This window comes from Segatella copri (assembly GCF_026015465.1).
Classification (GTDB): Bacteria; Bacteroidota; Bacteroidia; order Bacteroidales; family Bacteroidaceae; genus Prevotella; species Prevotella copri_E.
Genome location: NZ_JAPDUQ010000001.1, coordinates 57243 through 79864, shown reverse-complemented (window position 1 = coordinate 79864; position 22622 = coordinate 57243). Strand labels below are relative to the sequence as shown.

Genomic DNA, 22622 nt, shown 5'->3' with positions numbered 1-22622 from the left:
GTTTTCATTGCTTGTTCTTGTAGTAAAACACTTTCTTTTCCTTCAGTACTTTCTGGGAGAACTCCAGGCTCTTCTTGATGCCGCTGTTGTGCCAGTCGCTTACGAACTGCTCAATGGCATGTTGGTAGTCGGTGACCATGAGCTTCTTGTAGAGCTTCAAGGCTTCCTTCTCGGCTTTCTCCGTGGTATAGGCCATGTAGCACTCCGGTGGCTCCTCCACTCCAAGAACCTCGCCGTTCTGCCCTCTCTTCAGGAATACTTCCTTGAATGGGCTTCTGCCTTCCTTGTTGTCCAGACGGTTGATGGTGAAGATTTTCTTGCAGTCGTTGTCGGTGAGGGCGAGGGTGGCCTTGATGTCATCGAACTTGTCCTTGAACTTGCTTTGGTCTAGCAACATGAACACGTCGGAGTTGTTGATGATGGCTTCCTTCACGATAGGGGAGGAGGTGATATCTTGTATCTCCTGTGTCACAACACCAACCATCGCCCAGTGCTTTCTGGCGGTTTTGTAGAGGTATTTTATATAGTTGGCCATCACTGGGGTGGCGATGGCTTTCCATGCTTCCTCGATGACCAAGCATTTTCTGCCTTTCTTGATTCTCATCTTCTGGGTGAACACATCCATGATGATGAGCACGATGATAGGGAAGAGAACTGGATCGTCCTTCACCTTGTCTATCTCGAAAACGATGAACTTCTCATCAAACAGGCTGCTGTCCAAGTCGTTGTTCAGGATATACTCTTGCTCTCCTCCCTTGTAGAAAGGTTTGAGGATGGCGGCGAAGTCATTGATGTTGAACTCGATATGTTGTTGGTGCAGTATCTGAGGAATGCGCTCCAAGGCAAACTCATAGTAGGTGTTGAAGGAGAGTTCCTTTACTTTCAGCTTTTTCTTCTGTCTCTCTATCTTTTCCAGCTTGCGCTCGATGCGCATGAGATAGTTGTTTTCTATCACCTCCGGGGTGAGAAGCATCAGTTTCTTCTTGGCATTCTCTTTTTCACCTTCGGTGGATGCAGCGTCATCGATGACTGCTTGCAACTTCCCCTTCAGGCGTTGCTGTCTGGTGAGGTCTTTGCCATCTTTTGCCTCTGCCGTGGCTGATTCAAAGTCGAAGTCCTCTCCATATTTCTCTTCCAATTCTTGCTCATACTCCTCATACTTGCCGTTGGTCTTGTCTTGGAGAAGGAGGGTGTCCTTCATCTTCTGCCGCTCTTCGTCGGTAAAGCCTTCGAACGGATTGAAGTAGGCTTCGAAATACTCCACGATGGTTTGGTTGATGATGGTGTCCTCTATCTTGGACGGCATCTCCGCACCCTTGAATATCTGGAAGATGAGACTCTTCAGGAAGTTCTTCTTCTCGCCAAAGTTCTGGTCATACTCCAGCATGGTAATCTTGAAAGGGTTCATGGAGATTGGCTTTTCCTTGCTATAGGAAATATAGGTGCCCTCGAAGTAACTGCACAAGCCTTCGTAACTATCTCCTGTATCTACTATCACGATGTCCGTGTCTTGCTCGTAATACTGGCGCATCACGGTGTTCATGAAGAAGCTCTTGCCACTTCCCGAAGGACCTAGGACGAAGAAGTTACTGTTGTTGGTGTATTTCACCTTTCCTTCCTTACCTGTCGTGTCTATTGGCATTGGCACTCCTTGGCGGTCGGTATAGTAACACTTCAAGGGGGAGTTGTCGCCCTTCGCCTGGTGTTCCTTGTACATCAGGCACAACGCGGCCTCCGAGATGGTGAGGAACTGGTCGTAGTCTTGGTTGAGACGGAAACAGTTGCCAGGGAAGCTCGCCACAAACAGCTCCAGCTGGTTGTAGGCTCTCTTGGAGATATGGATGTTATACTTGGCAAAGATGTTCTCTAGGTTGTTGGTGACTTTCTGGAAGTCCTTGTCTGCCTCTATCTTTATCACCAGGTTGTAGTGTGCATATACGAGTTGCTTGCCATTTCTTGCCACCTCGTCTTGAACTGCCTTTATGTCCTCTACGGCTATCAGGTTGGATGGGTTTGGAATGGAAGCGTGACGGTTCTTCTTTTTGTCTAGCTTTGCCATCTCCCTCTTTTGGTTCGGGAAGAAGATGACTTGGTTGTAAATGACGGTATCTACACCTGGGATATGGTCTAGCTCCGACAGCAAGTCCTCTGGCATCACCGAGTTGTTCACCACGGTGTCGCTGTAGGGGCGTATCATGCCTGGCAAACCTACGTTGTCAACATCCAGCAGGCTATATACTTTTACATGTTGGTCGCCCATGCCGATTTCTTCACTGTCAACCTTGAAGTCGGTCATGCCTGTGGTTGGATTCTTGAAGTCAACGGCAAAGAAGCGGTCGGCAAACTCCTGACACTCCCTTGCGCCAAGGAAGCGGCATGTGATTCCACCACTCTTCAATCGGTCGGCTACTTTCTGTATCTTTACGTTGAAATCTCTCCACTTGTTGTTGTCGTAGGCTTTCAGTCCGCCACTCTTGCCCTTCTGGGTAATGGTGAGATAGGTGGTTGCCTCTGTGTAGCTTCTTCCGTTGAAGAAACGGAAATAGGCATCTGATAGGAAACGCTTCTTGGCATCCTTGTTCTTGCCCTTGATGCTGCTCATGTCGAACTGCTTGCGCACAAAGATGTCTTGCTTGTGGATGGCATAGCCATCTCCAAGCACTTGCATCACTGACGCCATGAGTGATGTGAACTCGTAATAGCTATCGGTGTCGGCGGAATATTTCCTTACTGGATTCTCCATCTTCAGAACGGCGGAGTAGTCGCCTTTCTTGGTATATACCACGCCAATGCCATCCACTTCCTCTATGCTGAAATAAATATCCTCGAAGATCTTGGCTCTCTTTCCTCCAGTGCCGAACGCACCTACGGAAATAGCCATACCTACGAGGATGGAAATGAAAACGACCGAAACGAAAAGTAAAATCATATCTATGAATTTATTAAATGATAAACTTGCTCATCTTTTCTGATGTTCCACAAGATGGGCAAGGATGAAAACACCCACAGGTGAGTGCTTGGAATGCAAGCCCTTGTGCTGCTTGATGAATATCATCGCTCCTCCAAAGCCTACGATGGATGTAATCAAGACAAGGCCTACTAGAAAACCGAAGGCAACGTAACCGATGAGAAAACTTAAAATGCCTCCTCCAACGGTTCCTGCAGCCCAATATATGTACCTACCCCTTAAACCCATAAATTCAAGGGGCTTTTGGAGTCCCTTGAATACTGGATAGTCAGGATATTGCTCTTGACTCTCATTTGCCATAATTTATTGATGACGATTAGTTGGTTACACCAAAGAACAATGGCAATGCCTGGGCAGCTGCCACAAGGAAGATACATGCGCCCACGGTCATCATAATCTTCTTCTTGATGTCGTTCTCCTCATTGTTCATGGCAATGTAGATGGAGATGGCTCCAACCACGGCAACGACACCTGCAATGGCATAGCAGAGCTTCACCACTACTGGAACATACTTGGCAATCTCGGTGGTCACCGTTCCCAAGGCTGTTGTTCCTGCCGAATAGTCACCAGCGGTGTTCTGGGCAAACATTCCCAGGGTAAAGACAAAGAGGAGAGTGAACACCATGGCTACTCTTGGGTTGCCAACTAGAGCCTTTGTGCCCTTGGTTGCAGAGCACACAAAGTCCTTTGCGCTTACTGCGTTTTTAAAAATGCTAATTTTCATAAATACTTTTTTTGTTTTGATTGTTATTATCTATAATTTAATTTAACCAAAGTTGAACCCGAAGAATGCTGGCATCACGATGGTTGCACCTATCATGAAGAGGCAACTGCCTACAAGCACCATCACACTCTTGGTGAAGCCTTCCTCTCCTGCTTGCAACTTGATGTAGATGCTGGTAGCACTGTAGATGGACAAGACGGCTGCAATGGCATATAGTAGCTGAACAGTCAAACTGCACATGGCAACGACATATACTACCATGTCATAGAGCTTTCCTGAGCTTCCGCTGTAATCGGTTGTACCACAGGAGGCGGAGGCCGTAAGGCATATTGCCGTGAATAGAAAGGCTAGAAAATACCTTTTCTTCATTATCTTTCTCATATGCTCATCCTTTCTGCCATATCATCGCCTTCGGCAACCAACAAGGCTAGGCGTTTGTCGTCATAGTCTGCGGCTGCTATCTCATCCTCGCTCTCGGCAACTACCTTTACCATCTCAGCCTTGGCTGCCACAGCCTTGGCATATAGCTCGGAGTCTTCCGTTGCCATAATCTTGGAGGCTATGTCCTCGCCGCTTTCCTCTGGCGAGATGGAAGGCTCTTGGACGGTGGCTTCCGATGGGATGGTTTCTTGTTTTGCCGAAGAGGTGTCTGGCAAGGCTTCCTTTTCCTTGATGAAGGTTGGTTCCTCGACAAACGCTTCTTGTGAGGAATTGCCAACGGCAAACACCTCTACGTCTTTCTTTTTCTTACCTTTGTCGCCTACAGTGTCCATGGCCATTATAACGGCATAATAGACGATATAGACAAATGTCAATATTGCTGCGAATATCCAAAATGCTCCCATTGTCTTGATTTTGTTTTGTTAAAAATTCGGGTGCAAAGGAACTACTTTTTTGCAATATAGGGGCGAAAATCACGATATACCTTTTTATTTAACATATTCTTTTTCTAATAACTCTCTTTCTCTTTGCTGATAATCAATAAGTTATAGCTAGCTTGTATTTTTCTTGTATCTAATTTTTCATTTTCGTCCCTTTTGTTCGACCTCATCTTTTTTATTGAAGCGGTAGCGTGCTATCTGTCTCCCTTGCTTTTTCCTGTGCAAAGTTATGGCGGCCCTGCCAGATGCCAAGTACCAGGAGAGGACTCCTTATTTGGCTAAAACTTTTCTGGAAGCCTTCCGCAAATATTGCATATTTGGGTATTCCAGAAAAGTTTCTACCAAATTCCTTGGCGTTCTGACTTCGCTGGGCTGCCATCCTTTCTGCACGTAAAAAGGCTACAGGGGACGACGGACACGCCGGGGTATGATAAAAAAATATCGGATCGAACGGAACGAAAAGCTGTAAAGGCTAGAGGATTCCAGAAATCCGAAGTATAAATTCATTTATGTTGAACCAATAAAATAGAACGATTATGGCAAATTGGGCTAGTACAAGCTACCGAATTGAGGGTAAGCAAGAGGACTTGAAAACTCTGAATGAGTTGATTAACGAGTTTATGGACGGCAAGCGTCCTGTAATGGAAGACAACGCTTCCAAGGATTGGGAGGGTAATGTTGCTCTGGAACTGGGAGAGAACACCAAAGGGTATTATCTCCGTGGATTCATCCAGACTTGTGAACTGGAGGATGATGTCCTAAGCATCGAGGCTGAGGAGGCTTGGGGTGCTACAGACTTCCGACACATCCTTGAAAAACATTTCGAGGGAATGAAGGTTTACTTCATCGTGGAAGAGGAAGGTGGGGAGGTTTATGCCACCAACGACAAGGAAGGACGATTCTTCGACTATCGTTTCTTGGTTGACTCTTGCGTGGATGGGGCTGACGAGTGGGAATACTTCGACACGAAGGAACAAGCACTTTCCTATGTAGCCCGAAGAATGGGGGTGGAAACCGTCACTTTGGAGGAAATAGACAAGTGGAACGATGACCACTACGAGGGGGATGATTACATCTACTTCCACGAATATGAGCTTGTGGCATAATAATTAAGGTAACGGAGAGGCTAACCACCTCTCCATAACGTAACAAAATATGGAATACATAGATTTTACAGCACAGAGACTTCATTTGCATAATAACTGCAAAAGGGCTATCGTTGATTTGATGAAAGAGGCGGAGGTGGAGGAAATAGACCTCCTTCACAAGGAAAATGTCTTTGGAGCGGCTTGGCTCATAAGATATTTCTATGGTGACACTACGATGGAAGAGGTTCAGGTCACCAAGATAAAACTCGATGGGGAGGCTCTTCTATACAAAGGGAGAAACACCGTGGGAGAGGTGGATGAGGATTGGCAAAAACTCGAAATCTCCGATAACGTGATTTCTGCCACTATTGATTCTGTCTATGAGGCTGTTTGGCTGAGATTGAAAAAGTAACCTAAAATTTGAGAAGAGCTATTTTTACTGTTACTAAGTGTTAAATTTTCGTGTATATAACAAGAAAGTTAGGAAAAAGTTTACAGATATTAGAACTTTTTCCTAACTTTGCAAAAAAAATAATGTCACATGAAAGAAAAGCCAAAATTTACAATTCTCTATACAGAGGAAGCTATGAGCTTTTTGCAATCTCTTGATTCTAAGGTTCAAGATAAAATAGCTTTTAATTGTAGGTTTTATACAGATAAAGAGCTATTCAAGAAACTTGAAAATTCAGAAATCTGGGAGTTTCGAACTCTGTATAATAAGAAGGCATATCGTCTTTTTGCATTTTGGGATAAGGATAAAGAGGCGTTCGTGGTAGCCACTCACGGCATCGTTAAAAAGACACAGAAAACTCCTCTCAAAGAGATATTAAAGGCAGAAGAAATTAGAAAGGAATATTTTAATAATAAATAAGTATGGAACAGATGAAACTTTATACTCATGATGAAATGATGGATAGCGTCATTGGTAAGAAAGGTACACCAAGAAGAGACAAATTGGATGCTGATTTGAAAACATTCTTGATGGGGGAAGCTATCAAGAAAGCAAGGGAAGAGAGACACTTGACCCAAGAACAACTTGGTAATTTGATTGGAGTGAAAAAATCTCAAGTCTCACGGATGGAAAGGGGGGCAAATCTTTCATTCTCTACAATGGCTAGAGTTTTTAAGGCAATGAATATTTCTGCGTATTTTAGTATGCCTGGCATTGGAAAGGTTGCCTTGTGGTAAGGTAAAAACGGATGGCTTCTACCTTTGTGTGTGGAAGCCATCCGTTTTTACCTATGTAGCACAGACCTTATTATCAAGACCTGGGCGTTGATGTAATGATTGCCTTCCTCCGTGAGCTGATGACGAAGATAGGCTTCCGTGCAGCCTATTTCCTTGGATGTGAACATCTTGAAGATGGCGGTCACACTCCCAAAATAGTAGTTCTTGTGTCCACAGAAGAAGTGGACATGGATTATTTTTGTTTTCTTTTTATTCATGTCATTTAATTTTTAATGTTCCATATGCCTGTTATATGGTAGGTTTCTGATAATTCGCTTATCGTATAATTAAAGACTCATTCCGCTCTTCACAGAGAAGAATGAGCCAATTCAAGTTTAATTTTTTACTATTGTTTTGTTCTTTTCTTGATATGAATGTAATTTCTTATAGCTTGTATTTATGTCTTAGATAGCTCTCTACAGCCTCGATAATGGCATCCTTATATATAACTTTCTTGTTTTTGTCCAAGAGATAGGTACTAGGAATGGCTGGAATGTTATACCTTTCTCGGTCGATGTCCCTTGCATATCTTGCCACTATCCAGTTATAAGGGTATATTCCCTTGTTCTTGTTCCAAGAGGTTAGAGACTCATCTGGATAAAGGGCAAGGATTGCTAGTTCTCCTCTAGCCACCAGGTGGGCGAGGGTGGGGCTATCTCCTGCTAGGATGTTATACACTCGTTTACAATCGTGACAATCGGGATTGTTGAAATAAATGAGCGTGTAGTTGGCTTTTATGCTCTTTAATGTGCCTGTTGTTCCTTCTCTTGTTATATATTTGAAATCGTTGGCTATTGTGCCAACTCTGTTCTTCAGGGCGTTACGTAGTTGGAAACTGTAACGTTCCTTGTAGGCTTCGTCAATTTTCCCTTCTTTTATCGCATACTCCAAGAAGGGAATGTAACATTCTTCGTTCCTCAGCGGTGAATTTGGGTCGGCAAGATGTTTCTCTGCCAATTCCATGAAACCGAGAAACATTTCCTTGCTCCCTTGCTTGGAACGTGACAGCAATGTGTCTATCTGCTGTTTTCTCTCTGTCTTGCTGGAAAATATGAGGTCGCCACAGAAATCCTTGAACTTGGCTTCTGTTACTCCAGGATTGTTTGTCATTGCCTTGTTGGAAAAGTCGAAGCCCTCCCAAAAGGAAACGAAACTTGCCGCAGGATTTGGCTTGGTGACAGGTTTCGAGCTGCATCCAAGCATCAAAATGCTGATGATGAGAAATGCTATTTGTTTCATATATGTCTTTATATTTATGCTGTTAATATTCTATTCAAGTCATGGGCTATCTCGCACCTTTCTCTTCTCTTGTTGGTGTATCGCTTATATGGGATGGACTTTTTGTAACCACTTGCGAAATAGAGGTGCTTGAATACTGCGGAACCTGTGAGGCTCTTGTGTATTATCTTATAGCTCTTGTAATGTCCAAGATAGCCGAGATAAGAGTTGAGTGAGGCTTGAATTGCCTCCAACTGTCCTATGGTCAACTCGTCTCTTGTTGAGAACGAGATGATTTTCTTGTTGATGCTCATGAAATAGCCTTGAATGTCCAGTTTGAGAATATAGGCTGTATGTGTATAGTTGTTGGTGCATGAACGAATATGATGTTCTAGTCGCTCTACACCAAACAGTGTTCCTTTCTCTTTTCTACAGGAATAACTGTCATATATAAATGTTTTCTCGAAGATTGGAGCGATATAGTTGAACAACAGATGGTGAACTACCCTGTCTCGGAACTGTGAGGCGAAGACTTCTCTCAGTACAGGGAAATGGGTGAGGAAACAGATGGATTTTCCTGGCACATAGCTACCGTCAAGCAGCTCGTGGTACAGTTCTATGAAATTGTGCTCCGCATCTTTTTCAAACTCCAGTTGGGCGATGGTGTTCCTTTTATTCTTCCTCGCATCCTCGTATGCTCGGAAGAGGTCATTCCTAAGTTGCTCTGCATAAGATAAAGAGGACATGGATTCTCTCTGCATTTGTAAATGCTTGGACACAGCGCACGGAGAAACCGTTTGCTCGATTGTTGTTGTTCGCAGGATTCACGTTGCCACTGTTGAAGTTCAAGTTGTAACCGTTATTCTCGCTGTTCGGCGATGCACTCCAATAGTTGCCGTTGCTGCCCACGTTGCTCATGCTACCGTCGTCGCTGTTGCGATAACCAGCAGCAGGGTTGATGTAACCACTCGTTAAATTCACGATGGAATGCTACGGTAGCAAGCCAACATGAAGATTGGACTTCTCATCCGTCATACCCTATGACTACGCCCTTTGGCTTTTCTCTTTCGCTAGTGGCGCATCATTTACGCCATAGGAGGGTTACTGAATTTACATAACACGCTCTCGATGGCACTGTGAGGTTGCCATCCGAGACTCTGGTTGATGCTTGGAGCTTTCTCCATGTCCTTCATTTACAGTTTTTGTTATGACTATTGTTTATTGTTACTGTTGTTGTCTTCCTTCTTACTCTCTTTTTCCTTTCTACGTTCTGACTTTTCCCAACCTGAGAGCTGCTTGGATATGTTCTCCTGCATTTCTGCAAGAAGTCCATATTGATTGAGGTGGAGCTGTTTCAAGTCTTTGGCGACTCGAATCTGCAGTCTTACTTTTATCAGCTTCACTCTACAGGAGGAGAGAAAGGCTACTTTCTTCTTCGAGGCATTGGCTTGATAGATAAGCTGAAGGATTTCTATCACTTCTTTCTTCAATTCCTCGCCTAGCGTATATCTAATGTCTCTGCTCCAATGTTGGCTGACCATGTAGATACGCAAGAGAAGGTCGTAAGTGGCCTTGAACACAGGAAGCTCGTCATACTTCGCCATTGATTTTCTTCTTTAAGTCAACCAGGAACATCATGCAGTCCATGGGTGTCTTGCTCTCAATATTGAAGCTGCGAACTTTGTTGATGATATACTCATCAGTTGGACTTGTTCCCTTGGGTAGCATCAGGTTTGCACCTTTGTTGTTGCTAACAGTTGTCTCGATGGAATTTTTCCACTCCTCAAAAGTCATTTGAGGCAGAAAGTCCACTGGCTCAATGGTGCAAGTGTTCTCGTCCTTTGAGATGAGACGGAACGAATCTTGATGGGTGTCGAGAGAAGTCAAAGGGAATCCTATATGTATCATCTCGGTAGATGTTTCCTTGAAACGCTGTTTCTTGGGCTTGCATTTCAGGATGCCGAAGACGAACCTATAGGCGGAATATTCATACGCTTTCCAAAAGATGCCTTCCTTATATAGATGGATGGTAGTGGATTGCGCATCCTCACGTTCTAATATTTCCTGTTTTGTCATAATTTGAACTGTAATTTTATATTTTTGAAAATCGGCCGCCACAGGCGGCATTGAAAGGATGGGCTTTTAATGCCCATCCTAAATGAATCAAATAAATCAAATCAATCAAAGGTCGGAAACAAGTTCCTCCTTATTCTTGGACACAGCGCACGGAGAAACCGGACGCTCGACTGCCGTAGTTCGCAGGACTCACGCTGCCACTGCTGAAGTACAAGTTGAAACCGTCACTCTTGCTGACCGGCGATGCACTCAAACAGTAGCCGTTGCTGCCCACGGCGCCCATGCTACCGTCGCCGCCGTCGCGATAACCAGCAGCAGGGAACCAATTGCCGTTATAGGTACGACCAGAATTTGTTGCATCCCAAGTGAATGTCGTGGTTGAGAAGTTGCTATATTCAGCCTTGGTTGGCAATCTCCATCCCTCTGGGCATGGGTCAAAGAAAGTCTTGCCGTCACTCTCTGAAATGTCGTTCCAGTTCTTTGATGTGTAGTTGTTAGGCGAAGCCCAATCGTTGTTACCACTACCATAGGTATAGAATGTTGCAGGAGTTTGTACAGCTTTGGCAAATGTCACCTTACCTGTAGCAATGGTAGCTCCAGTACTTTTTGATGTACCATTGATGTCATAAATCTCTGTTGAGCCGACGAATGGGTCTTTTCTTCCGAACTGATAGTACAAACCACGTGTTTTCGCACCATCGGTTGCAGTCGCAGACTCTGCACCAAGGTTTCTGTCCATGAAACCTGCTACAAGCTGTGGCTCGTCGGTAAGCCACAAGTGCCAACTCCAGAGGTAATCGCTCTCGCCCTTCTTCTTGATACCTACAACAACGTTGCCTTTTACGTTGGCAGCAGCCTTTACGTAAAGTGGAGTAGTTCCTTTTCCTTCGAAAGTGTCACCACTCTTAACAACACCTGATTTGCTGCAAAAATTGATGGCACGTGAAGGGATGTCCTGCCAGATAACCTCGGCAGTCCATTCTGTTCCTGCCACGATAGGGGTAGTCTGGTCACCTACTGCTGAAGACCAGAAAGCATTAATCTTGTCGGCAATGTTAATGCCATAGGCCTTTGTTGACGTTGGGTCGATAATTAGTGAGTTGGCTACACTGGGACGAGTAGGGACAACACCTGAAGGATCTAGGTCTTCTGCAACCTCATCCCATGGGGTGACATCGACATTGAGGTTGATGGCTGTTCCGGAAATTACTGGTTTTCCGTCCTCGTCCTGACCTGCACCAGAAGTGAAGTCGAGGGTGTAGGCGTAACGATTGCCCATCTCCCAGTTGGTATCAATACCTACATACACCCAGTCATCCTTCAGAATATAACCGCCCTGCAAGGTAATCTTTACCTTTACGGCGATATATGCCTTATCGGAGGCCTTTGCCGCCTTTGACAACTGCTGTGGAAGAATCATAAATGGTACATTGGTCGCATCCAATGTTGAGACATCGCTTCCAAGTGTCACCGGGGTTGTCCAAGTTGTTGTGTAGTCTGTGACGTCGGAAACATCACTCGAAAGTGTCCAAGAGGCTGCTGCGTCTGAGGTGGAAGGGAATGTGAAAGTACCCTTCTTGATGACATTGCCAATCTTCACACCTGTTACATCTACGGTGTAGGCAGTGTTCTCGTTCTTTGCTGCAATGGTCACCTCGGATAATGCGTGCTGGAAATCAATATCTATACCTGTCGTTCCATTGGCTTTGTTGTTGCCTGTTGATTTTGCATACACGAAATCCTTCTGGTCGGCAGCTGCGGTGTTTGGAACGAAGTCGGTGAGTGTCTGGGCATCTTTGTCCAACTTGAAGGTTCCTGCCTGTCCTGGCTGCTCTGGTGCATACGCATAGAAGTGTAAGTTGCCCTCCACTGGCCAGTAGAATGTACCAACGTCGGTGTTCCATACGCTACCATCGGTAGAGGTGTATTTCACATCTTTCATGTAGTTGGTCTCACCATCTTGGAATGCGTTCATGGTGAACGAACCGAGGTTGGTGATGGTGGTCTCTACTGCACGAGATTTTACTGCTTTACCTTTTGCTGCCGCAAAAGTAGAAATAGGCTGACCGACTAATCCAACGTTAGGATTAATCGGGTTTTGGGAGAACTTGGCTGTCTGCAAGTCATCCTGTGAGCACGATGTAGCCAATACCAAAGAGGCTAAGGTTACGCAAAAGATACTTTTTTTGAACATAAATTTAAATTTTTGAATGAATAATACTTATATCTTGTTTATGAATATTACATAACGATTGGTATCTCTATGATGTTCCAGTCGCTAACGCCTGGGGTAAAACCGCTATTGCCGCCTATCTTGGTTGGCACAGGGAGTTTGTCCAGAACGATTTCTACCTCATAAGGGTTGGGGGCTTCCTTGATTTGCTTGGTAACATCATAGATGTAGCACCACTTTGTGCCATCCTTCAACACGGTATATATAACCAAATAGTTGGCGGCATCCTCTGATGGGCTGTTCCCATAGCATCGAAGCTGTCCTTCCAAAGTGCTTTCGTTTGTTGTGCCAACCGCAAATGGAATGGTGACCTTTGCCGCTGTCTTTTCTCCAGTGGAAAGGTTGATGCCTCCAGCAAGGTCTGAGATGGAACCGGCAATGGAGGATGAGAGGTTTTGCTGGTTATCGATGTTCATTATCTTCAACCTATAGGTGCAAAATCTTCGCTCTGGACTAAGCGTTATCTTACATGTGTCGCCTCGGTCGTTCTCTTCCAGTGATATAAGAATGCCTTTCTCAGAAGCACTGGAATAGATGCTGTCGGCTTCCATCGACATTCTTTCTCCCTCGGTTCCCTTTGCTCTTGGCAAAAGACTGGCTGATATTCCGATTCTATCTATAGTCCCGGCATCCTTGGAGCTTGCCTCAATGCTGTTTGTGCTGATATTATAGCGAAAACTTGTGTTTCTAGCATCGGAATTGAATCCCAATGCCGTGTAACTTACGCCAACTAGGGCTTGGGCTATGCCGCCGTTTTTTCCGATGAATTCCCTTTTGAGAGTCCTTTCGCCTTCTTCCCTTGGGAAAAGGTAAAAGCACATGGATGCTGGGTTGGCATTTGGGTATTGCTCCCAATCGAAAGTGACTTTTACGTTGGAGGCATGGTTGTGGTCATAACATAGATCTTTCTGCTCGCAACTGCTGAGTAGCCAGATTCCTATGGTCTGGAAGAAGAGGTACCACATCGCCGTCCTTACTTTCAAGATGATTTTGGAAGGATTGATATTCGTCATTTCATGCCTCCTTTCTCCGTTCTATAGTTCTTGCCTATCTGGAATGCTAGGGTGATGTCTGCTTTCACAGGACCGAAATATCTCCTGTTCCTGTTCTCTTGCCATACATAGTGGGTATCTATCGGGTCATACACCTTGTATGTTCCTCCAAAATAGCCTAAGGCCATGGCTAAGTCCAAGCTAACCCTTGGACTGATGGGGAATGTGTAGCCGTATTCTGCTCCTATCGTATAGGAGAAATCCGACATGTTGCCTCGCTTGCCGTACTCCACATCATACATTCCCATCTGACTCACCGCTCCAAGATGATGGCCTGTGAGGTGGCTTTTTAATGCTTGGCTTCCAAAATACTTTCTTATATCTATTTCTCCTCCATAACTTCTCCAGTATCTATGGCACGGATTGCTCTTCCACCAGGTGTACCAATAGCCTAGCCCTGCCGACCAGTTCTTTCCCAAATGCATTTCTGCTGAAATATTGGGAACCACAAATGCGTCATACAATAGATTGGTCTTCAATTTCCAAAGGATGGGATTCTTACAATTTGCTTTTGCATGGCATGTGTCCACACTTCGCTTTCCTATGAAATGGATGTCTTGCGCCGCAATCCTGCTTGTGCATGGAAATGCCAACAAGAGGAGGAATAGTATTTTTCTCATTTTACGTTTCTTTATTTTAAGGAGACTCCTTCTTTAATGGGATTCTACCTATGATTTCAAAATTCGGGTACAAAGGAACTGCTTTTTTGCAATATAGGCGCGAAAATCACGATATACCTTTTTATTTAACATATTCTTTTTCTAATAACTCTCTTTCTCTTTGCTGATAATCAATAAGTTATAGCTAGCTTGTATTTTTCTTGTATCTAATTTTTCATTTTCGTCCCTTTTGTTCGACCTCATCTTTTTTATTGAAGCGGTAGCGTGCCATCTGCCTCCCTTGCTTTTTCCTGTGCAAAGTTATGGCGGCCCTGTCAGATGCCAAGTACCAGGAGAGGACTCCTTATTTGGCTAAAACTTTTCTGGAAGCCTTCCGCAAATATTGCATATTTGGGTATTCCTGAAAAGTTTCTACCAAATTCCTTGGCGTTCTGACTTCACTGGGCTGCCATCCTTTCTGCACGTAAAAAGGCTACAGGGGACGACGGACACGCCGGGGTATGATAAAAAAATATCGGATCGAACGGAACGAAAAGCTGTAAAGGCTAGAGGATTCCAGAAATCCGAAGTATAAATTCATTTATGTTGAACCAATAAAATAGAATGATTATGACAGGACTTGCATTAAGAGTGAGTGTTCCTAAGTGGAACGTTGAGAGTGAGCTTGGTTACAAACCAATCACTACTTTTTGGGAGGATTTCTCCATCGCTGATAAGTTCGGCAATGAGGCTGTAAATGATACGTTCAAGCGTGCTTTCACTGAGTGGAAAGGCAACTATGCCTATCTTACGGAAATGGTGATGGTGTTGAACCATAAGATTTGGCAATGGTATAAGAAGAACATCCTTCTTGCCAAACTCTACAACCAGTTGTATGATATGGCTGCTGAGTATGCCGAGAACAACTTGAAAGGGGAGGAACTTGATTATTATTATCGTATCACTGACTAACAAAGGTAACGGAGAGACTAACCACCTCTCCATAACTAAGCTACAGAATGGAAACAAGATTTAAAATGGCTGCAACGCAAAGACAGATGAACTATCTCCTCAGTCATTATGGTGTCAAACTTTACGAGAGAATGGATAAGGAAGAGCCTAAGTTCCCGATTCCTGGGGAAGCAAACGTTTATCTTTGGAAGGTGCTGCTTCGTCATCCAGAAGGATTGTCAATTCCTTCCTTGATAGGTTACTCTAAGTTGTTGCCAATGTTGAGAAACTCATATAAAAAGCAGAAAGTATGAAAAAGAAAAGTGTTATGCAAGAGGACTTCGAGAAATTCTTGAAGTCCCTTCCCAAGAAAGTGTTTGTGAACACGGAAAGCGACAATGGGGATTGGTGGTATTCCTTTGCCTTCTCCGAAAACATCTATTTGGCTCTTTATTCTCACCAGACTGATGAATTTGTGCGCATCCAAAGAGTTGCTGGCAAAGAAGAAGCGGACTTTGACTTGTTTGCTTTGATGGATGATTACCTTACGGAAGAGGACACCTTGCAAAGTACAGGCATCTCGAAGACTTATAGCATCGGAGGAAGTAGTGACGGAAAGTATTTCTATATTTATAATGATTAGTTGTTAAAGTAATGAACACAAAAGTCAAAGAGAAAATGGAAGAGGTGAAGGCTACCTATCATGACTCAGAAGTAGTTATGGGAGAAATGCTGGCTTCTGTTCCTGCTGATGGGCTAAGCATGGAGGAAGCCTTCTTCCTATATGTCGCAGCGCTGAATTGGGCTAATGGCGATGAGTTTACACAAATCCTAGGTGATAATGAGGAAGAAGGTGTCAATCTTGTACTCGAAGCAAAGAAAATGATTGGTGTTATAAAATAACAAAGAAATAACTTGCAAGTTACGAAAAAGTTTCGTAACTTTGCAAGCACATAACAATAAATAGAAAAAAATAAATATGGAGAATATTGGAACAATAATAAGTATTTTAGTCGGATTGGTAACATTGTTATCAATGCTTGTTTGGTTTGGGCGTTTTATCCAACGTGTTAATGTTCATGACAAGAAGTTGGATGAGGTCTCTAGTGACATGTATGATATTAAAAAGCTGGTTACAATCCACGACTCAAAAATGGATGCTATATCTAAAAATGTTGGCGCTCTTCGTTTAGATGTGGATGACCTGAAGCAAGACATGACTTCAATAAAGACTTTGCTTATGGCAAAGTTCAAGGAATTTGAGGTGGTCTTTTCTGGGAAACATTCGCCTAGAGCTTTGAATGAAACAGGGCAGAAGATATTTGATGATATGCACGGAAAAGAGTTTTTGAAAAAGAACAAGGATTTGTTGTTTGCTTATGTAGACAAGGAGAAACCAAAGACCGCCTATGATGTTGAAGGTTTGTGCTACTTGGCTTGTCTCATGAATGTGAACAATGACGCCTTTATTGAGATAAAGAGTTTTCTCTATAACTACCCAACCATCACTTTGCCTGATGGCAAACCTCATGAGGTAACGATGGATGAAGCTTGCTCGGTACTGAGTCTTCCTTTGCGTGACATGTATTTGGAGGAACATCCTAATATAATAAGATAAAGTATGGATTCATTGTTGATTTTTATGACAGGCGTTGCAATAATAGCAGCAGGGCTTGCTTTTTGGGTAAACACCAAAATGGGGAAAAAATGGATTGATAGTTTGTAAGGTAAATCCAGAAATCATTAGCGTTTACAATGACAGAATTGGCTATTATTGCTGTTGGCATATTGCTGTGGAGCAATACAAGAGCTGGTAAGAAATGGTTGAAAGAACTTTAAGTGTTTATAGAGGTGGCAAGTTGCATTGCTGCCTCTTAATTTTTCGGCTGCTCCCTCTTCAGTCGCAGCCAACAGGCGAACCGTTCAGCTTCGCCTGTAAAGCGGTATCGCCGATGGGTGTCTTGGTAAATGTTCCAAATAGTAGCTGTTTGGAACATTTGCGCTTTTCTTATGTCTATGGCTTCGCTTTATTCCCTTTCTCCTGACTTTCATCCATCCTCGGCTTCACTGAGTTCTCCTGAAAGTCTGGAGAAACTGCACTATGAAGCCATAGAGCAGCAAGGGAGATAGGTCGAACCTTCATGTGGGGCTTTGGCCACCACACCCCTTGGCGGATGGCATACATGCGAGGAGGACTTTTCTTTCAGGGTAGGCTTGCTTCCGTTTTTGGCGAAGATGGACTTCCTTCCCATCTCCACCTATTTTGAAAGCCAGGCTACCCCTCTCTCCAAGCCACATGGACATGCCATTCTCCTCACAAGTGTGCCATCCTCTACGCTCCTATATCTATAGCCGAAGTTTCGGAATCTTATTTTTCTGTTTCTATATTTCCTTATTTTCTTATTTCTTTATATATTTATATAAGTATATAGTCATATAAGAATATAATTATTCCTACCTATAAAACTACAGTGCTATATCTATATTTTTCTTTTCTACTTTTCTTATATCTATGTTTTCATATTTGTTTCTATTGTTCGACCTCACTTTTTTATTGAAGCGGTAGTGTGACCTCTGCCTCCCTTGCTTTTTCCTGTGCAAAGTTATGGCAGCCCTGTCAGATGCCAAGTACCAGGAGAGGACTCCTTATTTGGCTAAAACTTTCCTGGAAGCCTTCCGCAAATAATTCTTATTTGGGCATTCCTGAAAAGTTTCTACCAAATTCCTTGGCGTTCTGACTCCTCTGGGCTGCCATTCTTTCTGCACGTAAAAAGGCTACAGGAGGCGAAGGACACGCCGAGGTATGATAAAAAAAATATCGGATCGAACGAAACAAATAACTGTAAAAGGCTAGAAGGTTCCGGAAATCCAAAGTATAATTTTTAAAGTTGAACCGTTAAAATGAGATTGACAATGAAACAGATTATTAAGTTTCTCAAGAAGATGAGTGTGGAAAACGCTTTGTTTTTCTTCTCAATGTTTGGAGTGGCAATGATGGCTTTTGCTTTCATGGGTGGTAACATGCGCTTCCTTGATGAGGGATTGGCCATCTGGCTGATAATAGCTGGAGCAGTGGTAGCTGGTGTGGGAATGATTGGGGTCTTCGCTAAGAACGACTTCTTTATCTACGACATCAACGAGGCTTCATAGAGTCTTTCGGGAGAGGAGAATAACCTCTCCTGTGCTTCTTCTTATGTTAGGCAAAGGTGGTGGTATATGTTAAAAATGAAAGATATTTCATTTTATAGCAGTCATTTTAAGTTCCATCACTTATCTTTGTAACTTTAAAAATATAGATGATATGAGAATGAATGAGATTTCTTGGCAACGAATGGGTTGTATGAACCATAGTGCCAATGTTGTTCCTGATGGAAAGCCCTATAAGAAACAAATGCTTCAGGGTAAAGTCTTTCCTATCACTAAAGCACAGGCTAGGAACTTTGTTCTGATGGGGTGTCTGCTCAATGAACTTAACAACGAGGATGTTCGGGTAGTGGAATTGATACTGAACAAGCATGGAATTGTTGGCAACTACAGCTATGCCAAGAAAAAGGGGATGGTGAGACTCGTCAACTCATGTGATTTCGACAAGGCTCTGAGAATGGAATATAATTTTTAAAATTTGATGATATGGAAGAAAAGTATGAGAGTTTTAAACAGAAAATTCTGAAACTGAACGAACTCGCTTTGAGAGGGGAAGAGGGAGAAGCCATTAATGCTCGAAAGGCAATGGTTAGGCTTTGCTCTACCCTGGGTGTTAATTTGGAGGACATCTTGAATGAGAGCGAACAAAAGAAAGAATATGTCTTCAATGTTGGATGTGACCACTTGCTGAAGGAGCTGTTCTTTATGTGCAGTGAGAAAATCTTGGGCGACGGTGAGATTTGGTATAAGGAGAAGAATAGCCATATATCCTTGGAACTTACTCCTTCACAATATGCCGAGTTGTTTACTTACTTCGATTTTCACAAGGAAAACTTCAAGAAGGAACTGAAAGCCACAAGGAAAAGATTGCTTCTGGCATATTTGTTGAAACATAATATCTATGTTGGTAATGATGACGGAACAGACAAAGAGCTTTCATCGGAGGAACGCCGCAATGCTTGGAAGACTTTGCAGATGGTTGATGGCTTGGAAAATGTGTCTTATTTAAAATCTTTGGAAGACAAGTAAATGGAAAAGAATGATATTTAATACAATGAAATGGTGATTGCCAGAATGAGAAAAATGAGGAAAGAGGCAGAAAAGCGAAATAGTCTCTGCTTTTGGAGTGTTTACACTAAAAACAGAGACTATTTTGTTATTAATATGTGTGAGATATGGTAACAAACACTGTCTCACCAGAATATCCTATCTTATAGGTTACTTCTTCCACAAGCCAGCGATAATCCGTCAATCCTTCGTTGAAAATTTCTTCATGCTCGTCGCCATACACCACCATATGCAGGAGAGACTTGTCTTCTAGCTCCTTTACGTTCCTTAGGTAGGATGGTGTCCTGTCGTCTTCTTTTCGAATCTCTTCCAATAGTAAGTGCAGGTCACTGTCGGAATTGGATAGTTGGCAGTAAAGCTGCTTGAATATCATGTCTTCGTAGTCGGAGAGCATGATGAATTCTCCTTTTCGAGGAATTATGGACATTTCGCATTCTATGAAGAATGCTCTGTGGGGATAGCACTCTGGGATATTGTTATAACAATCTATTCCTTTGCATCCCCAAACATTTTTTGGTAATAATATGACTTTCATCTTGATTTCTGGTATTGCTTAATATTCCGACAATGCTTCTCTGCGGGAAACGCTTCTAGCCACAAAACTGAAGGAATTGCCTGTGCTCTTGTACTTGCAAGGTTCGCCTACTTTCGAGACTGCCACGCAAAACACAGAGAGTGGAAGAGGTGCTTCGGGATGCTCTTTTACAAAACTCTCGATTTGTTCCTTGAACCAAAATGCTTTCTTGCCATTGAAAACCACTACAAGGTTGCCGTTGCATTCTATGGCTGCCCTGCCAATTTCTTGGTCAAATATGTCAACTTTTTCCATTGTGCAACTTATTTTAGTTCTCTTACTTCCATGTTTACACCTCTCTCATAGATGACAAAGGTGTAGGTCTTTCCTTTATACTTGAACTCATCTATGGTACGTGATATGTCACGGCCTTTTACTTTCTCTTTGCCGGAAAGTCTGTTCATTTCGGCAACTTGGTTCTTCCTGTAATAGCCCAATATACCTTGTATGACCAAGATTGCGGCGACAATGGCAAATAGCCAAATGTTGTCTTTGAAAAATTTTCTCATCTGTCTTGTTCTTTAATTGTTATTATACTCTTCTATGGCCTTGAATATCTCCAAAGCCACTTGCGGAACCCAGGCATTGCCGTATGCCTTTATGGATTCCTTTCTCCATTTTCCTTCAGAAATGGCAAGGTCGTCCACATCGAAGGGAAGCCCATCATCTCCTCTGCATATAGTGGGTTGAACTGACGGGAACCCTGTGAACCCCCGGTTTCCTCTGCTACTTTCTTCGGTGATGGCAGCTTGCCGTTCATGGCAAGGGCTGTCAGTCCCATTCCCATCTGGCTCTTGGAATTGAGCTTGGTGGTGTACTTGGTCGCCTCCGCAGCTGTAGGCGTAGGGAGGAGGTGCAGGGGCAGAAACTCCGTCTTGCCCTTCTTGTTGCAACGTTTCAAGCCCTGTGTCTGTACGGTGGGCAACAATCCATATCCTGTTTCTTCTATGGGGCGCTCCTGTGGCACAAGCTGGAATAACAAGCGGTTGGACTTCATATCCTTCTCGCTCAATGTCTTCACAGATGGCATCGAGGATGTACCTGTATTCTTCTCTACATACAACACTTTCTTCGAAGAGAAAGTCTGAACGTCCCATTTCAGTGACACTGCTGGGTTGTACCATCGTCGTGATGCCAACAACGTTTTCAGCAACGACCCAAGTGGGCTGTATCTCCCGAATCGCTCGTAGCATTTCAGACCAGAGGTAGCGGTCATCTTCCGCTCCTTTTCTGCTTCCTGCATAGCTGAAGGGCTGACAGGGAAATCCGCCTGTGAGAACATCGACTTTTCCTTTCCACTTTGTGAAGGTTGTCTTGGTGATGTCTGCATAACTTTCTGAATTTGGAAACCAATAGTCAAGAACTTGCCTTGGAAACTGCTGTATCTCGCAATGGAAGAGATTCTTCCATCCCATCCAGGAGGCTGCAAGCTCCGCTCCGCCTATCCCGGAAAATACACTAGCATGGGTCAAGGTGTTCTTGATGGTGGTATCGTTTGTTAATGGGGCTTCTCGCCCCCTTTCACCCCTCGGTGTTTTCAGGTATAGATTATTAAACCTGCTGCCGCACTGGGAGGAAGGGGAACGATGCCTACGAGTTGAAGATTTGGGAAATATCCCCTTTTCTGGGCTTTTTCACACGCACCTTTCCATAAAGCTCCTCATACTTGCGGATAAACATATCGAGGCCAACTCCGATGATTTCCTTGATGGCCACTCCCTCGATGTCGGCGATGGTTCGTACCTTACTCATCACATCTGGATCAACCATGGTGCTGATTACCTCATAGCGTGGTTTCTCCTTTCGCCTGGTAGGTGAAGGAGCCTCGCTAGGACATTCTTGTGTAGGAACAGCTTCCTGTTCCTCGGTCTTCCCTGTCAACCCTTGTAACAGGGAATCCATTGCGTTTGAATTGATGCTCTTTGACATAACTGCTAATTTTACGTTCTACTTGCTGATGGTTACATTGTTTAATACCATTCTCTCCAAAAACTCCTCGGTCAGGGCGATGTAGTCCTGTGCGCCATTGCTCTTCTTGTCGTAGTCAACGATGTTCGTTGCCTCCAATGGTGCCTGGGCGATGGTGACATTCTTGCGAATCTTTGTCGTGAACACTAAATCGTCCAGCTGCTTTCTCAAACCTTCCTCGATGTTCTTGCTGAGCTTCGTTCCTTCCCATCGAGTGATGGCAATACCGAAGATGTTTACCTTTGGATTGAGGAACTTCTTAATTTGGTTGATGAAGTCGAAGATCATCTTCAATCCGTTAAATGGCAAGACTTCTGCTACCAAAGGGATAATCACATAGTCGGATGCCGTGAGGGCATTCAGGGTGAGCAACCCAAGGGAAGGTGGGCAATCGATGAGGATGTAGTCGTACTCGCTCTTGTAGTTCTCCAACAACTCTGAGAGGATTCTCTCTCTCGCCATCTTTCCTGCCAACTCCAAGTCTGCCTGGGCTAGGTTCAAATCGGCTGGTATCATGTCCAAACGGATGTCCTCACGTACCTTATATATATAAAGGGAGGTGGAGGACTGGGATTTCAAGCCATCATAGATGGTGGTTGTGACCTCTTTCTTCAAGAGTGAACTCGTGAGGTTTGCCTGGGCATCCAAATCTACCAAGAGAACCTTGTAACCCTTGGAGGCGAGGATTGAACCCATACTTGCTGTTGTCGTTGTCTTACCAACGCCACCTTTGTGGTTGGCGAAGGAAATAATCTTTGCGTAATGTTTCATAATTGCGTTATATTTTTATATAAAGATATTATTAAATAATGATATTTGACTGCAAAGATATAATTAATTATTAATATAGC

General features: G+C 43.6%; 32 protein-coding genes. 12 read left to right on the top strand and 20 right to left on the bottom strand.

The genetic code is table 11. The annotated features are described in order from the left end of the window. Positions 1-4 precede the first annotated feature (4 nt). From ONT08_RS00390 to ONT08_RS00370, 5 genes are all read right to left on the bottom strand, one after another. The gene (locus ONT08_RS00390) at positions 5-2929 is read right to left on the bottom strand and encodes a TraG family conjugative transposon ATPase (protein ID WP_264958692.1); all 2925 of its coding nucleotides are present in this window, start codon (positions 2927-2929) and stop codon (positions 5-7) included. A 30-nt stretch (positions 2930-2959) separates the two neighbouring features. Beyond that, positions 2960-3268: a DUF4133 domain-containing protein gene (locus tag ONT08_RS00385; RefSeq protein WP_117588088.1), complete on the bottom strand. Its 309-nt coding sequence runs from the start codon at positions 3266-3268 to the stop codon at positions 2960-2962. 16 nt (positions 3269-3284) lie between these two features. Next, positions 3285-3593: a DUF4134 domain-containing protein gene (locus ONT08_RS00380; RefSeq protein WP_117588093.1), complete on the bottom strand. Its 309-nt coding sequence runs from the start codon at positions 3591-3593 to the stop codon at positions 3285-3287. Positions 3594-3734: 141 nt separating this feature from the next. Further along, positions 3735-4061 carry a DUF4134 family protein gene (locus ONT08_RS00375; RefSeq protein ID WP_118255880.1) on the bottom strand — a complete coding sequence of 109 codons (327 nt, stop codon included), beginning with the start codon at positions 4059-4061 and terminating at the stop codon, positions 3735-3737. A gap of 8 nt (positions 4062-4069) precedes the next feature. Then, on the bottom strand, positions 4070-4537 hold the full coding sequence (locus tag ONT08_RS00370) for a hypothetical protein (protein ID WP_144150460.1): 468 nt from the start codon (positions 4535-4537) through the stop codon (positions 4070-4072). A 572-nt stretch (positions 4538-5109) separates the two neighbouring features. Here ONT08_RS00370 and ONT08_RS00365 point away from each other — a divergent pair. The 4 genes from ONT08_RS00365 (at position 5110) to ONT08_RS00350 (ending at position 6849) form a co-directional block, all read left to right on the top strand. After that, complete coding sequence (locus ONT08_RS00365; RefSeq protein WP_119230058.1) at positions 5110-5679, top strand: hypothetical protein; 570 nt, start codon at positions 5110-5112, stop codon at positions 5677-5679. Between the two features lie 49 nt (positions 5680-5728). After that, the gene (locus ONT08_RS00360) at positions 5729-6073 is read left to right on the top strand and encodes a hypothetical protein (protein WP_147487277.1); all 345 of its coding nucleotides are present in this window, start codon (positions 5729-5731) and stop codon (positions 6071-6073) included. A gap of 129 nt (positions 6074-6202) precedes the next feature. Further along, the gene (locus ONT08_RS00355) at positions 6203-6532 is read left to right on the top strand and encodes a type II toxin-antitoxin system RelE/ParE family toxin (RefSeq protein ID WP_264958690.1); all 330 of its coding nucleotides are present in this window, start codon (positions 6203-6205) and stop codon (positions 6530-6532) included. A gap of 2 nt (positions 6533-6534) precedes the next feature. Further along, entirely contained in the window at positions 6535-6849 is a 315-nt protein-coding gene (locus ONT08_RS00350; protein WP_118255885.1) for a helix-turn-helix domain-containing protein, read from the top strand. A gap of 47 nt (positions 6850-6896) precedes the next feature. Here the strand turns inward: ONT08_RS00350 and ONT08_RS00345 are convergent, their stop codons facing one another. The 9 genes from ONT08_RS00345 to ONT08_RS00305 form a co-directional block, all read right to left on the bottom strand. Then, entirely contained in the window at positions 6897-7106 is a 210-nt protein-coding gene (locus ONT08_RS00345; protein ID WP_264958688.1) for a hypothetical protein, read from the bottom strand. Positions 7107-7272: 166 nt separating this feature from the next. After that, positions 7273-8127, bottom strand: coding sequence for a DUF5106 domain-containing protein (locus ONT08_RS00340; RefSeq protein WP_119230051.1), 855 nt, complete (start codon positions 8125-8127; stop codon positions 7273-7275). A 14-nt stretch (positions 8128-8141) separates the two neighbouring features. Then, positions 8142-8852 (bottom strand): hypothetical protein, encoded by a 711-nt coding sequence (locus tag ONT08_RS00335; RefSeq protein ID WP_264958686.1) that lies wholly within the window; start codon positions 8850-8852, stop codon positions 8142-8144. Then, positions 8821-9087: a hypothetical protein gene (locus ONT08_RS00330; protein ID WP_153083156.1), complete on the bottom strand. Its 267-nt coding sequence runs from the start codon at positions 9085-9087 to the stop codon at positions 8821-8823. Before ONT08_RS00330 ends, ONT08_RS00335 begins: the two co-directional genes overlap by 32 nt. A 230-nt stretch (positions 9088-9317) precedes the next feature. Continuing rightward, on the bottom strand, positions 9318-9710 hold the full coding sequence (locus tag ONT08_RS00325) for a four helix bundle protein (RefSeq protein WP_118255849.1): 393 nt from the start codon (positions 9708-9710) through the stop codon (positions 9318-9320). Beyond that, a complete protein-coding gene (locus ONT08_RS00320) occupies positions 9697-10182 on the bottom strand; it encodes a hypothetical protein (protein WP_118255850.1) in 486 nt (161 codons plus the stop codon). The genes ONT08_RS00325 and ONT08_RS00320 overlap by 14 nt, the downstream gene beginning before the upstream one ends. 130 nt (positions 10183-10312) lie before the next feature. After that, positions 10313-12376, bottom strand: a complete 2064-nt coding sequence (locus tag ONT08_RS00315; RefSeq protein WP_264958685.1) for a fimbrillin family protein — start codon at positions 12374-12376, stop codon at positions 10313-10315. Between the two features lie 47 nt (positions 12377-12423). Continuing rightward, positions 12424-13428, bottom strand: a complete 1005-nt coding sequence (locus tag ONT08_RS00310; protein ID WP_264958684.1) for a DUF5119 domain-containing protein — start codon at positions 13426-13428, stop codon at positions 12424-12426. Further along, complete coding sequence (locus ONT08_RS00305) at positions 13425-14087, bottom strand: DUF3575 domain-containing protein (RefSeq protein WP_264958683.1); 663 nt, start codon at positions 14085-14087, stop codon at positions 13425-13427. The genes ONT08_RS00310 and ONT08_RS00305 overlap by 4 nt, the downstream gene beginning before the upstream one ends. 609 nt (positions 14088-14696) lie before the next feature. Here ONT08_RS00305 and ONT08_RS00300 point away from each other — a divergent pair. From ONT08_RS00300 to ONT08_RS00265, 8 genes are all read left to right on the top strand, one after another. Continuing rightward, on the top strand, positions 14697-15038 hold the full coding sequence (locus tag ONT08_RS00300) for a hypothetical protein (protein ID WP_118313567.1): 342 nt from the start codon (positions 14697-14699) through the stop codon (positions 15036-15038). A gap of 65 nt (positions 15039-15103) precedes the next feature. Then, complete coding sequence (locus ONT08_RS00295) at positions 15104-15331, top strand: hypothetical protein (protein ID WP_119250024.1); 228 nt, start codon at positions 15104-15106, stop codon at positions 15329-15331. After that, positions 15328-15660 (top strand): hypothetical protein, encoded by a 333-nt coding sequence (locus tag ONT08_RS00290; RefSeq protein WP_119250025.1) that lies wholly within the window; start codon positions 15328-15330, stop codon positions 15658-15660. Before ONT08_RS00295 ends, ONT08_RS00290 begins: the two co-directional genes overlap by 4 nt. Positions 15661-15671: 11 nt before the next feature. Next, positions 15672-15920: a hypothetical protein gene (locus ONT08_RS00285; RefSeq protein ID WP_119250026.1), complete on the top strand. Its 249-nt coding sequence runs from the start codon at positions 15672-15674 to the stop codon at positions 15918-15920. A 76-nt stretch (positions 15921-15996) separates the two neighbouring features. After that, positions 15997-16635, top strand: coding sequence for a hypothetical protein (locus tag ONT08_RS00280; RefSeq protein ID WP_119250027.1), 639 nt, complete (start codon positions 15997-15999; stop codon positions 16633-16635). A 1295-nt stretch (positions 16636-17930) separates the two neighbouring features. After that, positions 17931-18167 carry a hypothetical protein gene (locus ONT08_RS00275; RefSeq protein WP_118313377.1) on the top strand — a complete coding sequence of 79 codons (237 nt, stop codon included), beginning with the start codon at positions 17931-17933 and terminating at the stop codon, positions 18165-18167. Between the two features lie 157 nt (positions 18168-18324). Continuing rightward, positions 18325-18636, top strand: coding sequence for a hypothetical protein (locus ONT08_RS00270; protein ID WP_264958682.1), 312 nt, complete (start codon positions 18325-18327; stop codon positions 18634-18636). A gap of 11 nt (positions 18637-18647) precedes the next feature. Beyond that, the gene (locus tag ONT08_RS00265; protein ID WP_118313379.1) at positions 18648-19190 is read left to right on the top strand and encodes a hypothetical protein; all 543 of its coding nucleotides are present in this window, start codon (positions 18648-18650) and stop codon (positions 19188-19190) included. 130 nt (positions 19191-19320) lie between these two features. On the opposite strand, the gene ONT08_RS00260 is transcribed toward ONT08_RS00265, so the two are convergent. The 6 genes from ONT08_RS00260 to ONT08_RS00235 all read right to left on the bottom strand — a co-directional run bounded on the left by ONT08_RS00260 (position 19321) and on the right by ONT08_RS00235 (position 22542). After that, entirely contained in the window at positions 19321-19656 is a 336-nt protein-coding gene (locus ONT08_RS00260) for a hypothetical protein (protein ID WP_147381978.1), read from the bottom strand. 126 nt (positions 19657-19782) lie between these two features. Next, complete coding sequence (locus ONT08_RS00255; RefSeq protein ID WP_264914903.1) at positions 19783-20058, bottom strand: hypothetical protein; 276 nt, start codon at positions 20056-20058, stop codon at positions 19783-19785. Between the two features lie 8 nt (positions 20059-20066). Continuing rightward, positions 20067-20312 (bottom strand): hypothetical protein, encoded by a 246-nt coding sequence (locus ONT08_RS00250; RefSeq protein WP_117586517.1) that lies wholly within the window; start codon positions 20310-20312, stop codon positions 20067-20069. Positions 20313-20324: 12 nt separating this feature from the next. Then, positions 20325-21218 (bottom strand): DNA cytosine methyltransferase, encoded by an 894-nt coding sequence (locus tag ONT08_RS00245; protein WP_367398946.1) that lies wholly within the window; start codon positions 21216-21218, stop codon positions 20325-20327. 175 nt (positions 21219-21393) lie between these two features. After that, the gene (locus tag ONT08_RS00240) at positions 21394-21705 is read right to left on the bottom strand and encodes a hypothetical protein (protein WP_264958679.1); all 312 of its coding nucleotides are present in this window, start codon (positions 21703-21705) and stop codon (positions 21394-21396) included. Between the two features lie 45 nt (positions 21706-21750). Beyond that, complete coding sequence (locus ONT08_RS00235) at positions 21751-22542, bottom strand: ParA family protein (protein WP_117586516.1); 792 nt, start codon at positions 22540-22542, stop codon at positions 21751-21753. Between the last annotated feature and the right edge of the window lie 80 nt (positions 22543-22622).

Excerpts from the sequence above, each read along its gene's own strand:
- ONT08_RS00390 (WP_264958692.1), bottom strand. The coding sequence starts at position 2,929 with ATGATTTTACTTTTCGTTTCGGTCGTTTTCATTTCCATCCTCGTAGGT.
- ONT08_RS00385 (WP_117588088.1), bottom strand. The coding sequence starts at position 3,268 with ATGGCAAATGAGAGTCAAGAGCAATATCCTGACTATCCAGTATTCAAG.
- ONT08_RS00380 (WP_117588093.1), bottom strand. The coding sequence starts at position 3,593 with ATGGTGTTCACTCTCCTCTTTGTCTTTACCCTGGGAATGTTTGCCCAG.
- ONT08_RS00375 (WP_118255880.1), bottom strand. The coding sequence starts at position 4,061 with ATGAAGAAAAGGTATTTTCTAGCCTTTCTATTCACGGCAATATGCCTT.
- ONT08_RS00370 (WP_144150460.1), bottom strand. The coding sequence starts at position 4,537 with ATGGGAGCATTTTGGATATTCGCAGCAATATTGACATTTGTCTATATC.
- ONT08_RS00365 (WP_119230058.1), top strand. The coding sequence starts at position 5,110 with ATGGCAAATTGGGCTAGTACAAGCTACCGAATTGAGGGTAAGCAAGAG.
- ONT08_RS00360 (WP_147487277.1), top strand. The coding sequence starts at position 5,729 with ATGGAATACATAGATTTTACAGCACAGAGACTTCATTTGCATAATAAC.
- ONT08_RS00355 (WP_264958690.1), top strand. The coding sequence starts at position 6,203 with ATGAAAGAAAAGCCAAAATTTACAATTCTCTATACAGAGGAAGCTATG.
- ONT08_RS00350 (WP_118255885.1), top strand. The coding sequence starts at position 6,535 with ATGGAACAGATGAAACTTTATACTCATGATGAAATGATGGATAGCGTC.
- ONT08_RS00345 (WP_264958688.1), bottom strand. The coding sequence starts at position 7,106 with ATGAATAAAAAGAAAACAAAAATAATCCATGTCCACTTCTTCTGTGGA.
- ONT08_RS00340 (WP_119230051.1), bottom strand. The coding sequence starts at position 8,127 with ATGAAACAAATAGCATTTCTCATCATCAGCATTTTGATGCTTGGATGC.
- ONT08_RS00335 (WP_264958686.1), bottom strand. The coding sequence starts at position 8,852 with ATGTCCTCTTTATCTTATGCAGAGCAACTTAGGAATGACCTCTTCCGA.
- ONT08_RS00325 (WP_118255849.1), bottom strand. The coding sequence starts at position 9,710 with ATGGCGAAGTATGACGAGCTTCCTGTGTTCAAGGCCACTTACGACCTT.
- ONT08_RS00320 (WP_118255850.1), bottom strand. The coding sequence starts at position 10,182 with ATGACAAAACAGGAAATATTAGAACGTGAGGATGCGCAATCCACTACC.
- ONT08_RS00315 (WP_264958685.1), bottom strand. The coding sequence starts at position 12,376 with ATGTTCAAAAAAAGTATCTTTTGCGTAACCTTAGCCTCTTTGGTATTG.
- ONT08_RS00310 (WP_264958684.1), bottom strand. The coding sequence starts at position 13,428 with ATGACGAATATCAATCCTTCCAAAATCATCTTGAAAGTAAGGACGGCG.
- ONT08_RS00305 (WP_264958683.1), bottom strand. The coding sequence starts at position 14,087 with ATGAGAAAAATACTATTCCTCCTCTTGTTGGCATTTCCATGCACAAGC.
- ONT08_RS00300 (WP_118313567.1), top strand. The coding sequence starts at position 14,697 with ATGACAGGACTTGCATTAAGAGTGAGTGTTCCTAAGTGGAACGTTGAG.
- ONT08_RS00295 (WP_119250024.1), top strand. The coding sequence starts at position 15,104 with ATGGCTGCAACGCAAAGACAGATGAACTATCTCCTCAGTCATTATGGT.
- ONT08_RS00290 (WP_119250025.1), top strand. The coding sequence starts at position 15,328 with ATGAAAAAGAAAAGTGTTATGCAAGAGGACTTCGAGAAATTCTTGAAG.
- ONT08_RS00285 (WP_119250026.1), top strand. The coding sequence starts at position 15,672 with ATGAACACAAAAGTCAAAGAGAAAATGGAAGAGGTGAAGGCTACCTAT.
- ONT08_RS00280 (WP_119250027.1), top strand. The coding sequence starts at position 15,997 with ATGGAGAATATTGGAACAATAATAAGTATTTTAGTCGGATTGGTAACA.
- ONT08_RS00275 (WP_118313377.1), top strand. The coding sequence starts at position 17,931 with ATGAAACAGATTATTAAGTTTCTCAAGAAGATGAGTGTGGAAAACGCT.
- ONT08_RS00270 (WP_264958682.1), top strand. The coding sequence starts at position 18,325 with ATGAATGAGATTTCTTGGCAACGAATGGGTTGTATGAACCATAGTGCC.
- ONT08_RS00265 (WP_118313379.1), top strand. The coding sequence starts at position 18,648 with ATGGAAGAAAAGTATGAGAGTTTTAAACAGAAAATTCTGAAACTGAAC.
- ONT08_RS00260 (WP_147381978.1), bottom strand. The coding sequence starts at position 19,656 with ATGTCCATAATTCCTCGAAAAGGAGAATTCATCATGCTCTCCGACTAC.
- ONT08_RS00255 (WP_264914903.1), bottom strand. The coding sequence starts at position 20,058 with ATGGAAAAAGTTGACATATTTGACCAAGAAATTGGCAGGGCAGCCATA.
- ONT08_RS00250 (WP_117586517.1), bottom strand. The coding sequence starts at position 20,312 with ATGAGAAAATTTTTCAAAGACAACATTTGGCTATTTGCCATTGTCGCC.
- ONT08_RS00245 (WP_367398946.1), bottom strand. The coding sequence starts at position 21,218 with ATGGGATGGAAGAATCTCTTCCATTGCGAGATACAGCAGTTTCCAAGG.
- ONT08_RS00240 (WP_264958679.1), bottom strand. The coding sequence starts at position 21,705 with ATGGATTCCCTGTTACAAGGGTTGACAGGGAAGACCGAGGAACAGGAA.
- ONT08_RS00235 (WP_117586516.1), bottom strand. The coding sequence starts at position 22,542 with ATGAAACATTACGCAAAGATTATTTCCTTCGCCAACCACAAAGGTGGC.